Origin of the sequence: Aquimarina megaterium XH134 (genome assembly GCF_000520975.1) — a bacterium.
Classification (GTDB): Bacteria; Bacteroidota; Bacteroidia; order Flavobacteriales; family Flavobacteriaceae; genus Aquimarina; species Aquimarina megaterium.
Genome location: NZ_JACB01000042.1, coordinates 11,619 through 25,964 on the forward strand (window position 1 = coordinate 11,619; position 14,346 = coordinate 25,964).

Annotated in this window: 10 protein-coding genes; 8 read left to right on the top strand and 2 right to left on the bottom strand. The window is 34.0% G+C overall.

What is annotated here, in order from left to right; translation table 11 throughout:
• The first annotated feature begins 232 nt into the window (after positions 1-232).
• The gene (locus tag Z053_RS30425; RefSeq protein WP_025666931.1) at positions 233-2,422 is read left to right on the top strand and encodes an alkaline phosphatase D family protein; all 2,190 of its coding nucleotides are present in this window, start codon (positions 233-235) and stop codon (positions 2,420-2,422) included.
• A gap of 75 nt (positions 2,423-2,497) precedes the next feature.
• Here Z053_RS30425 and Z053_RS0120975 read toward each other — a convergent pair whose 3' ends face one another.
• Together Z053_RS0120975 and Z053_RS0120980 are read right to left on the bottom strand one after the other, a co-directional pair.
• The gene (locus tag Z053_RS0120975) at positions 2,498-2,878 is read right to left on the bottom strand and encodes a RidA family protein (protein WP_025666932.1); all 381 of its coding nucleotides are present in this window, start codon (positions 2,876-2,878) and stop codon (positions 2,498-2,500) included.
• 81 nt (positions 2,879-2,959) lie between these two features.
• Positions 2,960-5,725, bottom strand: coding sequence for a putative LPS assembly protein LptD (locus Z053_RS0120980; RefSeq protein WP_025666933.1), 2,766 nt, complete (start codon positions 5,723-5,725; stop codon positions 2,960-2,962).
• A gap of 202 nt (positions 5,726-5,927) precedes the next feature.
• Between Z053_RS0120980 and Z053_RS0120985 the strand changes: the two genes are divergently transcribed.
• The 7 genes from Z053_RS0120985 (at position 5,928) to Z053_RS0121015 (ending at position 14,316) form a co-directional block, all read left to right on the top strand.
• A complete protein-coding gene (locus tag Z053_RS0120985) occupies positions 5,928-7,052 on the top strand; it encodes an N-acetylmuramoyl-L-alanine amidase family protein (RefSeq protein ID WP_025666934.1) in 1,125 nt (374 codons plus the stop codon).
• A gap of 86 nt (positions 7,053-7,138) precedes the next feature.
• Positions 7,139-8,089, top strand: a complete 951-nt coding sequence (locus tag Z053_RS0120990) for an MlaD family protein (RefSeq protein WP_025666935.1) — start codon at positions 7,139-7,141, stop codon at positions 8,087-8,089.
• Between the two features lie 6 nt (positions 8,090-8,095).
• Positions 8,096-9,421: a (Fe-S)-binding protein gene (locus tag Z053_RS0120995; protein ID WP_025666936.1), complete on the top strand. Its 1,326-nt coding sequence runs from the start codon at positions 8,096-8,098 to the stop codon at positions 9,419-9,421.
• Positions 9,422-9,501: 80 nt separating this feature from the next.
• The gene (locus Z053_RS0121000) at positions 9,502-9,948 is read left to right on the top strand and encodes an HAD family hydrolase (protein WP_025666937.1); all 447 of its coding nucleotides are present in this window, start codon (positions 9,502-9,504) and stop codon (positions 9,946-9,948) included.
• Between the two features lie 45 nt (positions 9,949-9,993).
• Positions 9,994-10,785, top strand: coding sequence for a (Fe-S)-binding protein (locus tag Z053_RS0121005; RefSeq protein WP_025666938.1), 792 nt, complete (start codon positions 9,994-9,996; stop codon positions 10,783-10,785).
• Positions 10,786-10,898: 113 nt separating this feature from the next.
• The gene (locus Z053_RS0121010) at positions 10,899-11,384 is read left to right on the top strand and encodes a hypothetical protein (protein WP_025666939.1); all 486 of its coding nucleotides are present in this window, start codon (positions 10,899-10,901) and stop codon (positions 11,382-11,384) included.
• 7 nt (positions 11,385-11,391) lie between these two features.
• Positions 11,392-14,316: a glycoside hydrolase family 3 N-terminal domain-containing protein gene (locus Z053_RS0121015; RefSeq protein ID WP_370540757.1), complete on the top strand. Its 2,925-nt coding sequence runs from the start codon at positions 11,392-11,394 to the stop codon at positions 14,314-14,316.
• Positions 14,317-14,346: the final 30 nt, after the last annotated feature.

Below are 14,346 nucleotides of genomic sequence, written 5' to 3' on the forward strand. Positions count from 1 at the left end.
GAAAATAATTTCTTAATCTATATGGTTACGGAAGAACAGTAAAACAATTATGCGTGCATAATAAATTAATAAGATTAATCGATTAGTAAAAGGTTAATTTTTCTTTTTGAAATCTCCAACAGATTGTTATCCAAATTAAGATTCTATTAAATAGAAAATTGCTTCTGTTTTTTGTTTGATCATTCCTATAATTTCGTGAAAATCATCTAATACTAACTTAAACAAAACTCACATGAAATTATTCTTACAAAAACTAATGGTGTTATTTTTTATAACACAATGTTTCTATGCTCAACATATAGAAACCAGGTTAACAAAAATTGATCGTACCACCAATAACAAAGCTATCGATGATTATTTTGATGCCAACCTTGCTCCCTTTTATCATGGGGTTGCATCTGGAGATCCATTAGAAGATGCTGTTATTATCTGGACAAGAGTTACAACAAACGATGCTTCGGTACCTGTACGTTGGACAATAGCAACGGATTCAAAAATGACTCAAATCGTAAAACAAGGCCAGGTAATTACTAATCAGAATAAAGATTATACAGTTAAGATTGATGTAAAGGATCTGGATGCTTTTAGAACGTATTATTACCAATTTGAAGCGCTGGGAATAAAATCAATTATTGGTAAAACGAGAACTGCTCCGGCAAAAGAAGATCTTGTAAATAATCTAAGATTTGCTGTAGTATCATGCTCTAATTATCAAAATGGATATTTTAATGCATATAATCAGATTGCAAGTCGTAGTGATATCGATGCAGTTATTCATCTTGGAGATTATATTTATGAATACGAGTCCGGAGGATATGGATACAGCGACGAAATAGGGCGAGGGCACCTTCCTGAAAATGAAATTATTACGCTAGACGATTATCGTGTGCGCTACTCTTATTACCGATTAGATCCAATGCTTCGTAATGTTCATCAACAACATCCTTTTATTAATATTTGGGATGACCATGAGTTTGCAAATGATGCTAATAAATATGGAGCACAAAATCACAGTCCTGAAACAGAAGGTAGCTGGGAGGTAAGAAAAAATAATGCCCATAAAGCCTATTTCGAATGGATGCCTGTTCGTGCCAATACAATAGAACAATACAGGTTATATCGTACCATATCTTATGGTAAACTTATGGATCTTATTATGTTGGATACTCGTATTGAAGGTAGGGATACCCAGGTAAATAGTTCAAAAAACCTGATCAGTGCGGCGGCTTCTAATAGAGAATTTAAGCAATATGCTAAAAATGTTATTGCTAAAAAAGACCTTACGAATAAGGAAGATGTAAAAGAAATTTTGACCACTGTGCTTCCGATGATACTTACAATATCAAATGATTCAAAGAAAAATCAGGTTGGATTATCCAAAGAAGAATTTAAGACAGTCGTGCATAGCTTTGCCGATTTTATTGTCGAGAAAAAAACTATCGGTATAGAGAGCAAACAGCAAACAGAATTAGAAGCATTACTAAGAAAAGGCGTAGTGTATGATGAGCAATTTAATAGTAAAGAAAATAAAGCTACCTATAAATCGATACTTGGATCAGAACAATTTGATTGGCTAACAGATCAGTTGTCAATTTCTACTGCAAAATGGAGAATTATTGGGAACCAGGTAATGGTGATGCCATGGAATGGAGTACCTTCTAATGATGCCTGGGACGGATATGCAGAAGAAAGAGATAGGTTATTAAACTATGTAAAAACAAATGCTATAACTAATGTAGTGGTTCTTACAGGGGATATTCATAGTACTTTTGCCGGAGAAATTAGATATAAAGGCGAATGTGAAATGTGTGAGTTTGTAGTTCCTAGTATTACATCACAGAACTTAGATTTTTTAGGTGGATTTGCCTCTGGAGTAGTAGAATTCTATACAAAATTACTGAATAAACATATCAAAGATGTAGATATGGATAACCACGGATATTTTGTGCTGGATGTCACAGAAAATAAGGTGCAGGCAGATTGGTTTGATATCGATGATTTGTCAAAACCTGTTATCGGCGAAAAAAGATCAAGAAGCTGGTATGTAAGTACTAATGATTGTAGAATAAAAGAAGCTTCAAACGCAGCTGTAGCAACAACCAGAAGTGTACACCAAGAACTATCTAACACCAAAGAACCTACGATAGAAACTCCTAAAGAAGATTTTATAGTAATAGGAGTGTACCCAAATCCAATGGAAAATGAAGGGAATATTCATTATTTAGTTAATAAACCAATTTCCAAACTGCTCATTTCTCTTTATGATATAAACGGAAAGCGAATACAGCAACTGCAAAATCAACAAGTGGCCAAAGGGATTTATAACCTGGCTTTTGATGTAAGCAATGTTAAAAAGGGAAATTATGTGGTGGTTATTGAAGCAGGAAACATAAAGACAAGTAGAAAGATCATAATTAGATAAGAATACATACGATCACCTAAAAAAAAGAAACCCCAGACTATCTAGTCTGGGGTCTTTACTAGTATTGAAAAAATGTTATTTTACAGCAATTACAGAAATCTCTACATTCACAGATTTTGGTAGAGTTAATACCGCTACAGTCTCTCTTGCAGGTGCAGTCTCTTCATTAAAATAACTGCCATATACAGCATTTACTTCAGCAAAATTATTCATGTCACTTAAAAAAATAGTGGTTTTAATCACATTTTCGAATGTCATTCCGGCTTCATCCAACACAGCTTTTAGATTCTGCATTACCTGTTTGGCTTCAGTAGTGATATCATCCAGAACTAATGCTCCTGTTTCTGGATTAATTGCAATCTGACCTGATGTATATAATGTATTTCCGGTTAAAATAGCCTGACTATAAGGACCAATAGGAGCAGGGGCTTTGGTCGTAGTTATGATTTTTTTCATGTGATAGGATATAATATTAATTTATAATTTTATTGCTAATCTGAAACTTGAAAACCAGAAACTTAACTCGAAACCAGAAAATTATAGTTGTCTGTCTGGCTCACGTCGTTTGTCCCATTTAATATCACTAAGCATCGATGATTTGATACCTATAAAGAAATTCCATGATGTTCTTTCACTAAAAGGAATCCAATTAAAATTCATCACCCAACTTTCCAGATCTCGTTGAAATCTTAGATTCGTATAGGTAAACCCGGGGTTCTTTAGATCATATCCCGAAGATACTCCAACCGACCATCGCGGTGCGAGTTCTACATCACCAGAAAACATGATAGAGTGCGATGATATTTCATTTTGCCGGGCGCTATTGCTATAATTAACATTGTATGACAATCGCAATGTCCAGGGGATTTTATAATTATAGTTTTTTATGTCTTTATCAGTATCTTTACTCTTGTCTTTATCAAAAGAACGATTCTCCCCAAAATCAGTAACTCCACCAAATAGATTATCAGGTCGACCTTCGTTTCTAAAGTTTTGATTGTCTAATGGGTCTTCATTAACTTTTCCTTTTTCAAAATCTTTACTCGAAAACGAATACCCAAAATTAGCACTAGCTCTGGTTAAACGAAAAAGACTACCTCCATTATCGATGTTCCATACATCGATTTTGCGATTATTGTTATCTAATGCATAAGGATCTAATTGTGCATTAAAGTTAATATCCAGTTTATTTTGGATTATCGGAATATTACCGGTAATGGATAGCGGACTTAATTTTAAAGAATCTCCCGCCACATTATAAGATGTACTAAAGTTAAGGTTGTTTAATAAGGTTATTTTTTTAGCTTCTGTAGCCGTACTGTCCTTACTTTTTACCTTCATTTCTACATTGTTACTAAGAGAAAATCCAATGCTGCTAGAAAATGTATTGTTAGGCGCTCCAAAATAGCCTCCTTCAAATCTGGAGTATTCTACAACTTCTGTTTCATCAATATTAGTCGTATTAGGATCATCGGTAACCGTATAGCTATCATAAAACTCACTAAATGCGGGGTTAATACTATAGCTAATAGATGGCCTCATAGTATGGCGAATAGCTTCTATTTTTTTGCCTTTCTTAAACTTAAAAGTACCATAAATAGTGGTACCCAGACTTGTTGAAAAATTATACGTACGAAAAGCATCAAAACCTTTTATAGTATCCCGTACCACTTCGCCAGCACCATCATTAGCACTAGAATCATAACTTTGCTTTATCGTTTCAAATACCCAATTTTCCTGAAAATTCGTTCCCGCAGTAGCACTAAGATATTTAAACAGCTTAAAATTTGTAGTCAAAGGAATTGTATGTTGCATTCCTACTTTGGCGCCTTTAAACATATTAGACGAGAATAAATCATCATCGGTAGTTTGTATTCTGTTTTCTCCTTTAAAATTATATTGTGTATTTATATTCTGTATGATTCCTTTTTTTGCACCTACTTTTGGAGCAAACGGAAATACCCTGGATACACTCACATTCATATTAGGAAGCGATAAATTTACAGTTCCGGTATTGGTATTAGAATTATGAGTAGCTGCAAGATTAACATTAACCTGTGGATCTCCCTGAAATGTCTTTGCATAGGATATATTAGAACTAATTTGATTATTCAGGAAATTACCTGTATTAAGTTGATTAGTAGACTGCTGAAAAAAGTCACTACTACCAAAATTTACAGAGGCCGAGAACCTGGAGTTTGGATTGGCTTTTGCATCCTGGCTATGTGTCCATTGGATATTGTATGTGGTGGTTTTGGCAAAATCGGGAAATCCTCTTTCGCTACGCAGGTTATTTTCATACCTAAACCTAAGACTTCCTCTGTATTTATAGCGTAAGGCATAGGCCGATTCTGCAGCAAAAGTATAACTACCATTAGTATAATAATCTCCCATAAGAGTTAGATCTAAATAATCACTAATGGCAAAATAATACCCACCATTTTGAAGGAAATATCCACGATTATTCTCCTCTCCCGGACTGGGAATAATAAATCCCGAAGTTCTATCTTCTGTTAAAGGAAAATACCCAAAGGGTAATCCTAACGGTGTAGGGACATCGGCAATAAACATATTCACAAGTCCTGTTACAATTTTCTTTTTAGGAACAAACTTAATTCTACGAGCATAGAAATAATATTCTGGATCTTCAATATTTTCTGAAGTAGTGAATTTTACATTTTTCATGTAAATCACAGAGTCATTCTCCCGTTTTGAAATCTCATTTTTAATTCTAAACCCGTTCTGTTCTGTTCTAGAATTGTATATCAGTGCTTTTTCGGTATCAAAATTAAAACGAATAGAATCTGGCTCTACTACATTTTGTGCCTGTTTAAAAACAGGAGTTTGTACATATTCGCCCAGAGAATCTTTAATTCCATAAGCATATACTTCATTTTTGCTATTGTCTACTACAATAAACCCCGCATTAATCTGCATCTCTCCATATACGATTTCAGCATTATCATAAAGATACATTTTGTTCTCTTTACGACTCAATCTCATATAATCAGTAGCTTTGTAGACCACTTTGTCTGTTAATAGTTGAGGTTCTGCAAGTGTATCTTTTTTAACCGTATCCTGAGCTTTTTCATTAAGTAATTCCTCTGGATTGATTTGAACAGGTTTTATAGTATCCTGATTAGCAGGAATGGGCACCTCCTTAGTTTCGTTTATTTCCTGTGCTGTAATTTGATAAATACAAAGCAGTGAAAAACTTAGTGAATAAAGTATGTAACGTACCGTTGTTTGCAATGGTTTAAATCCTATTTTTGTATAACTATGGCTCAGTTTTTGAAGTGCCAAAATTACATATATTTTTTATGCTTAGATTGTAATTCAGAAAAAAATAAAAAATTATGTCAAAAGCATACCTTCTAAGCTGTATAAACATAGAAGATATAGGTTTATTATATAAATCACAATCTTTAGATTTTTAACTTGTTATATTAAATACTGAAACATAACAAAAATGTTTCAAAATTAGTAGTAAAATTATTTGTAGTTGATGAGACGAAGTATAGTATGTAGTGTTTTTTTACTGGTCTTTATGTTTGTTATATCTGTTTTTAACACAGATGTGGTTGCCCAGGAAAAAGAAAAGTTTATTGTTGTTTTGGATGCCGGACATGGTGGTCATGATCCTGGTAACCGAGGAAATGGCTATAAAGAAAAAGAAATTGCACTAGATGTAGTTTTGGCCGTAGGTGCGGCTTTAGAAGATGATGGTAGGTTTAAAGTAGTGTATACCCGAAAAACAGATACCTTTATAGAATTACATGAGAGAGGAAGTATTGCTAATAAGGCGGGAGCAAATCTTTTTGTATCTGTACATTGCAACTCACATCGCTCTCAGGCTTTTGGTACAGAAACCTTTGTTTTAGGGTTACATGCTAACAATGAAAATTTTAATGTAGCAAAAAACGAAAACTCGGTAATCCTTCTGGAAGATAATTACGAAGCTAATTATGATGGGTTTGATCCTAATTCTCCAGAATCAATTATCGGACTTACTTTAATGCAGGAAGAATATCTGGATCAGAGCCTTACACTAGCTAGTTTTGTGCAGAATAGATTTAAAAAAGCATTAGACAGAAAGAGTAGAGGAGTAAAACAAGCTGGTTTTGTCGTTTTACATCAAACCTATATGCCTAGTGTTCTTATCGAACTAGGTTTTCTAACTAACAATAGCGAAGGAAAATATCTTAACTCTAAAAAAGGACAGGGAGAGATGGCAAAATCTATCACTACCTCGATTATAGATTATAAAGAGAGCCTCGATGCTATCTATAAAGTAGATCCTCCTAAAACTCCCGAAGTAACAAAAGTAACTGCCAAAATGGATGGAGATCGCGTGTTTGATGATATTACGTTTAAGGTGCAAATAGCAGCTGGATCCAGTGATATAGAGCTACAATCGTTTAATTTTAATGGCTTGGATCAACTGTCTAAAAATAAAACAGGAGACCTCTATAAGTATTACTTCGGAAATACGTCTAATTATACTTTAATACAGGAATTAAGAGAAATTGCAGTTGGTAAAGGATTTGATTCTAGCTTTATCGTTGCTTTTCGTAATAGTGAATCGATTCCTTTAACCGAAGCTTTAAAAGCTGATACATCTTCGAATTAATCTAAATAAATACTGATAATTCCTTAGGAAATTACCAGTAGAAATGTATTTTTATTCTAAATTTGTGTCCTAAAATGTAATCTATTTTGAAATTAACTCGAGAAGTCAAAACAGGAATATTAGCAATCTGCGCAATAGCACTTTTAATCTTTGGCTATAGTTTCCTGAAGGGAAAAAATCTCTTAGAAAACGATAGAACCTTTTATGCCGTTTATGATAATGTAGAAGGCTTAATACCTTCTTCTCCCGTAACCATAAATGGTATGGTTGTAGGGCAGGTGGTTTCTATAAGTTTTGCAGACACCAAGGGTAATCTTGTTGTAGAGTTTAATGTAGATAGCGATTTTTCGTTTTCAAAGAATAGCCTGGCCAAGGTATATGGAGGTGGGTTAATAGGCGGAAAATCCCTTGCGATAATGCCTAAATATGAACAAGGCCTTGAAGCAAAAAATAAAGACACACTGCCCGGTAGAATAGAAGCAGGTTTACTAGAATTGGTAAATGATAAACTCGCCCCTTTACAAGAAAAACTTGAAGCTGCAATTACAGATGCAGATACACTTCTAAACTCGGTTAATGGAATTCTTAATGTAGATAATAAAAATAATCTGAATTCTATTTTTAAAGATTTAAGCATAACAGTTAAGAATTTTAAAGGAGCTTCAAACTCTTTAAACACAATTCTTTCTGGTAATGAAGAAAAGCTAAACAATACATTTACAAACCTGGATAAAATGTCGACTAATCTTAACAAGGTTTCAGATTCTCTAGCTCAGATAAATGTAGCCAAATTAGGGAAAGACCTGGAAAAGGTATTAGCTAATTTTGAGAAAATTTCTAAAGACATTAATTCGGGAAGAGGAACAGTTGGAAAATTACTGAAAGACGATAAATTATATGATAATTTAGAAAAAACCAGTAAACAGCTAGAGTTGCTGATACAGGATTTGCGATTAAATCCTAAACGATATGTTCATATTTCGGTTTTCGGAAAGAAAAATACGCCTTACGAAAAACCAACAGATTCTATAAATTAAAAAATTATGCAATACATCCCTAATATCCTGTTTATACTTGTTTTGATAGCAGGTATTGGATATTTTACAAAAAATGTCCGTAAAGTCATTCGTAATATCCGATTAGGAAAAGACGTAGATCGTTCTGATAATAAAGGAGAACGGTTTAAAAATATGGCTATGATAGCATTAGGACAGTCTAAGATGGTACGACGTCCTGTAGCAGGAATATTGCATATTGTTGTATACCTGGGATTTATAATCATAAATATAGAAGTACTAGAGATTATCATCGATGGTATTTTTGGTACACATAGGATTTTTGCCTTTTTAGGAGGGTTATATGATTTCTTAATAGGAGCGTTTGAGATTTTGGCATTTCTAGTATTTGTAGGGGTAGTTTTATTTTGGATTCGTCGTAATGTGATTAAATTAAAACGTTTCTGGAACCCAGAAATGAAAGGATGGCCAAAAAATGATGGAAACTTCATCCTGTATTTCGAGATGGTTTTGATGACTTTGTTTTTGGTAATGAATGCATCAGATCTTCAACTACAAACGTTAGGAGCAGATCATTATAGTAAGGCTGGAGCATATCCGGTTAGTCAGTTTCTATTACCACTTTTTGATGGGATGTCAGAAACTGCTTTAATAGTATTAGAAAGAACCTGTTGGTGGTTGCATATTATAGGGATATTAGTGTTTTTAAATTATTTATATTTTTCAAAACATTTACATATCCTGTTGGCATTTCCGAATACATATTATGGAGACTTAAACCCCAAAGGAGAGCTTGATAACCTCGAGGCTGTTACCAAAGAAGTGCAACTAATGATGGACCCAAGTGCAGACCCTTTTGCTGCTCCTGCAGATGATCAACAAGAAGGAGAACCCGAGAAATTTGGAGCATCAGATGTTGCAGATCTAAACTGGGTTCAATTACTAAATGCATACACGTGTACCGAGTGTGGTCGTTGTACAAGCGAATGTCCTGCAAATCAAACAGGAAAAAAACTATCTCCGCGTAAAATTATGATGGATACCAGAGATCGTTTAAAAGAAGTAGGAGACAATATTGATAAGAATGGTAGTTTTGTAGATGATGGAAAGCAATTGCTGAATGACTACATCACTCCCGAAGAATTATGGGCTTGCACCAGTTGTAATGCCTGTGTAGAAACTTGCCCGGTAAGTATTAGCCCATTATCTATTATCATAGATATGAGACGTTATTTGGTAATGGAGCAAAGTGCAGCACCATCTGATCTAAATAATATGATGACCAATATAGAAAATAATGGAGCTCCATGGCCATTTAACCAAATGGATAGATTAAACTGGAGCAACGAATAATTTTTATTAAATAACCAACCAGAATACAATAAATTTTAACCAAAACTTTTAACCAATTAAACCACAAATTAATAGAAATTATGAAAAAGGAAGAAGTAGAAAAATTATTGCATGATAAAATAGAAGAAGGAGAGCATGTAAGTCCGGTCTTGCCAGAAGGTGTCAAGAATTACCTTATTGATATTGACGGAACCATAACCGAAGATGTACCCAATGAAGAACCAGAACGAATGGTTACTTGCGAACCTTTTCCTGATGCATTGATTACATTAAACAAGTGGTATGATCAGGGACATATTATATGTTTCTTTACTTCAAGAACCGAAGAACACAGAGATGTGACCGAAACATGGTTAAGGAAATGTGGCTTTAAGTATCATAGCCTTTTGATGGGAAAACCAAGAGGAGGAAACTATCATTGGATTGATAATCACCTGGTAAAAGCAACACGATATACTGGTAAATTTACAGAACTGGTAGAAAGAGTTGTGACCATCGAAGTTTTTGATGATGGAAAACATGATTAAAATATGAGTTTTGGGAGTGTATTCCTAAACTTTAAATAGTATAATATGAGTGAGACAGTAAAGGTGCCAACAATGGCAGAATATATGGCAGAAGGCAAAAAACCAGAAGTTTTATTTTGGGTGGGTTGTGCTGGTAGTTTTGATGACAGAGCTAAAAAAATTACAAAAGCTTTTGTGAAATTACTTCATAATGCAAATGTGGATTTTGCTGTATTAGGTACCGAAGAAAGCTGTACGGGAGATCCAGCAAAAAGAGCAGGTAATGAATTCTTGTTTCAAATGCAGGCCGTTACAAATATAGAGGTAATGAATGCTTACGAAATTAAAAAAGTAGTTACTGCATGTCCTCACTGTTTTAATACTTTAAAAAATGAATATCCTGTACTAGGAGGAGATTATGAAGTAATGCACCATACTCAATTCTTAAAATCCCTTCTTGATGAAGGTAGATTAAAAGTTGAAGGAGGGAAATTTAAAGGTAAACGAATTACATTTCACGATCCCTGCTATCTCGGTAGAGCAAATAATGTATACGAGGCACCAAGAGATTTACTTAGAAAATTAGAAGTAGAACTTGTAGAAATGAAACGCTGTAAGCGAAATGGCTTATGTTGTGGAGCAGGTGGTGCACAGATGTTTAAAGAACCAGAACCTGGAAATAAGGATGTTAATGTCGAAAGAACAGAAGATGCCTTAGAAACCAAACCAGATATTATTGCCGCCGGATGTCCTTTTTGTAATACAATGATGACAGATGGGGTAAAAAGTAAAGAAAAAGAAGAGAGTGTACAAGTGATGGATGTGGCCGAACTTATTGCCAACGCTCAGGATTTGTAGATTTTTTCTTAATTATATTACAATTTTATTAGAGTTAATATGTTTTTTCATATTAACTCTTTTCTATAACCGTAAATAGCAATAGTTTTTGTTATTTTAGTAAAAAATAGCTCATGTTGGTAGATTTTAATGACCTTCCGGAAACATCTCGAGTATGGATTTATCAGGCAAATCGGTCATTCACTTTGGATGAACTGGAAGAGATCGAGGAAAAAATAAAGGAATTTATAACTCAGTGGACAGCCCACGGTGCTGATCTAAAAGCGGGTTATGAAATAAAGTATAAGCGATTTATAACCATAGGACTAGATCAAGGAGTGAACCAGGCAACCGGATGCTCTATAGATGCTTCTGTTCATTTTATTCAGGAACTGGAACAAGCATATAATGTAGACTTAATGGACAAGATGAACGTGTCTTTTAAGCAAGGAGAATTTGTAGCCTATAAACCTCTTGCAGATTTTAAGAAAATGGCTAAAAATAGATCAGTATCCCCAAATACTATCGTTTTCAATAACCTGGTTACTAATATTGCCGAATATCGAATCAATTGGGAAATCCCTGCAAAAGATAGTTGGCATAACCGTTTTTTAAATTAAAATTTACGTGCGGCAGATCATAAAAAAGTATTTTTATTTTATATTTTTTCTAATAACTTTTGGCGTTGATGCTCAATCAGAAAATCCTTTATTAGTAGAAGATTTTGAGACCCAAAGAAGATGGGTGGATAGTATTTACAATAGAATGACCCTTAAGGAAAAAGTGGGGCAATTGTTTATGGTAAATGTATCTTCTTCTGATTCCCAAAAAGAAACAGATAAAATAAAACGACTCATTGATGAGTTTATGATCGGAGGCGTTATTTTTTCTAAAGGAGGACCTAAACGACAGGTTAAACTAAATAATGAATATCAGCAATTATCCAAAATACCATTGTTAATAGGTATTGATGCAGAGTGGGGACTTGGTATGCGATTAGATTCGACACAAGCTTTCCCTTGGAATATGACTCTTGGAGCAATACAAGATGATCATTTAATAGAAGAAACCGGAAGACAGGTAGCACGGCATTGTAAACGAATGGGAGTGCATATTAATTTTGCCCCTGTAGTAGATATTAATACAAACCCCAAAAACCCGATAATTGGTAACCGTTCTTTTGGAGAAGATAAAGAAAAGGTAGCTCAAAAAGCACTGGCTTTTATGAAAGGTATGCAACGAGAAGGTATTCTGGCTGCCGCTAAGCATTTTCCTGGTCATGGAGATACCGATACCGATTCGCATAATACATTACCTACTATTAATTTTGATGCCAAAAGAATTGATAGTATAGAATTATACCCATATAAAAAACTTATTAATGAAGGGCTATCTAGTATTATGGTGGCTCATCTTAATATTCCTAGTTTAGAATATAGATCAGACTACCCGTCTTCTGTTTCTAAAAAAGTAGTTTCTGGAGTATTAAAAGATAGCTTAAAGTTTGAAGGTTTAATTTTTACAGATGCTCTTAATATGAAAGGAGCTTCAGATTTTAAAGCACCTGGAGATATTGATTTGGCAGCTTTTTTGGCAGGAAATGATATTCTTTTAATGTCTGAAGATGTACCGTTGGCATCTCAGAAAATAGTATCTGCATATTACTCTGGAGCTCTAACAGAAGAGCGTTTATCTTATTCTGTTAGAAAGATCTTATTTGCCAAATATAAAGCTGGTCTTAATGCCTATAAGCCTGTAGAAACAGATTTTCTTTATGAGGAACTAAATAGTGTTAAAAATAAAGTATTGCTTCATGATTTGGTCGAAAATTCTTTAACCGTTATAAAGAATGAAAGAGCAACACTGCCAATTAAAAACCTTGACCTGAAAAAAATTGCTTATGTTTCTCTTGGTGATGACTCTGGAGAAGCTTTTTATGAAGAATTAAGTAAATACACACAGGTCGAATGGGTAAAGGCTAATCAATTGGGTGAAATGGTAGAACAATTGAAAAACTATAATTATGTTATTGTAGGTTTTCATAAATCAAATGATTCACCCTGGGCAGAATATAAGTTTAAGGATAAAGAATTAGTTTGGTTATATGAGATTGCCAGGTTAAATACTACAGTTCTTAGTGTATTTGCAAGACCTTATGCAATGTTAGATATGTTAACCACTACGAATTTTGAAGGTATAGTGATGTCTTATCAAAATAGTAAAGTGGCTCAGGAAAAAACGGCGCAATTACTTTTTGGAGCGTTAGAAGCCAAAGGAAAACTTCCTGTTAGCATCGGAGAAGAGTTTCCTGCTGGTACAGGGCATCATACCAGGATTTTAAATAGATTATCTTATGGGTTACCCGAAAGTGTTGGGATGAATTCTTATAAACTTAATAGAATTGATTCTATAGTAGATTTTGCACTAAAAGAAAAAATGACACCTGGTGTGCAACTCATTGTTGCAAGAAAAGGAAAAGTAGTATTTAATAAAAATTATGGGTATCATACCTATAGTAAATTTAGAAAAGTTAAAGGGTCTGATGTTTATGATTTGGCATCTTTAACCAAAATATTGGCCACTTTACCACTTACTATAGAGTTAAAGGATAAGGGAATAATTTCCTTAAATACAAAGGTAGGAAAGATGTTGCCTTCCTTTAAAGGTTCTAATAAAGAGCATATTACCATAAGATCAATGCTGTCGCATTATGCAAAATTAAAAGCCTGGATTCCTTTTTATTTGCAAACAATGGATTCTATTACCCGAAAACCAGATAAGAAGTATTATCGAAATAGTCGCTCTAAAGATTTTAATATAGAAGTTACTAATAACCTTTATTTCAGAAGTGATATGAAGGATTCTTTACTGCTAAGAATTAGAGATAGTGAATTGAGAGATAGGTTAAAATATAAGTATAGTGATTTACCGTACTATCTTTTAAAAGCGTATATAGAAGGCCATTATAGCAATACATTGCATAAGCTAACCCAGCAACATTTTTATAAACCATTGGGAGCTAATAATACCTCGTATTTACCTCTAACACGTTTCAGGAAAAAAAGAATAGTTCCTACAGAGTATGATAAGATCTTTAGAGACGAAGTTGTTCATGGATATGTTCATGATCAGGGAGCCGCTATGTTAGGAGGAATCGCTGGGCATGCAGGACTATTTGCTAATGCTAATGATGTTGCCAAGATAATGCAAATGTATCTCAATAAGGGGTATTATGGAGGTAAGCAATATTTTAGAGAAGAAACATTAGATGAGTTTAATACATGTCATTATTGTCATCGAAATGTTCGACGGGGAATAGGTTTTGATAAACCACAGTTAGGAGATATAGGCCCGACTTGTGGGTGTATATCAATGACTAGTTTCGGGCATAGTGGATTTACAGGAACATTTACCTGGGCAGATCCAGAACAGGAAATGATATATGTCTTTTTAAGTAATCGTACTTTTCCTAATGCTGCAAATAGAAAACTCATATCACATGATATTCGCTCAGAGATACAAAGGTTGATCTATGAAGCAATAGACTATTGATTGTATCAAAAGAAAAACAATAATTTTCAA

What these genes read in the sequence shown, in the direction of transcription:
- Z053_RS30425 (WP_025666931.1), top strand. Translation starts at nt 233, where the DNA reads ATGAAATTATTCTTACAAAAACTAATGGTGTTATTTTTTATAACACAA.
- Z053_RS0121005 (WP_025666938.1), top strand. Translation starts at nt 9,994, where the DNA reads ATGAGTGAGACAGTAAAGGTGCCAACAATGGCAGAATATATGGCAGAA.
- Z053_RS0120975 (WP_025666932.1), bottom strand. Translation starts at nt 2,878, where the DNA reads ATGAAAAAAATCATAACTACGACCAAAGCCCCTGCTCCTATTGGTCCT.
- Z053_RS0121000 (WP_025666937.1), top strand. Translation starts at nt 9,502, where the DNA reads ATGAAAAAGGAAGAAGTAGAAAAATTATTGCATGATAAAATAGAAGAA.
- Z053_RS0121010 (WP_025666939.1), top strand. Translation starts at nt 10,899, where the DNA reads ATGTTGGTAGATTTTAATGACCTTCCGGAAACATCTCGAGTATGGATT.
- Z053_RS0120985 (WP_025666934.1), top strand. Translation starts at nt 5,928, where the DNA reads ATGAGACGAAGTATAGTATGTAGTGTTTTTTTACTGGTCTTTATGTTT.
- Z053_RS0120995 (WP_025666936.1), top strand. Translation starts at nt 8,096, where the DNA reads ATGCAATACATCCCTAATATCCTGTTTATACTTGTTTTGATAGCAGGT.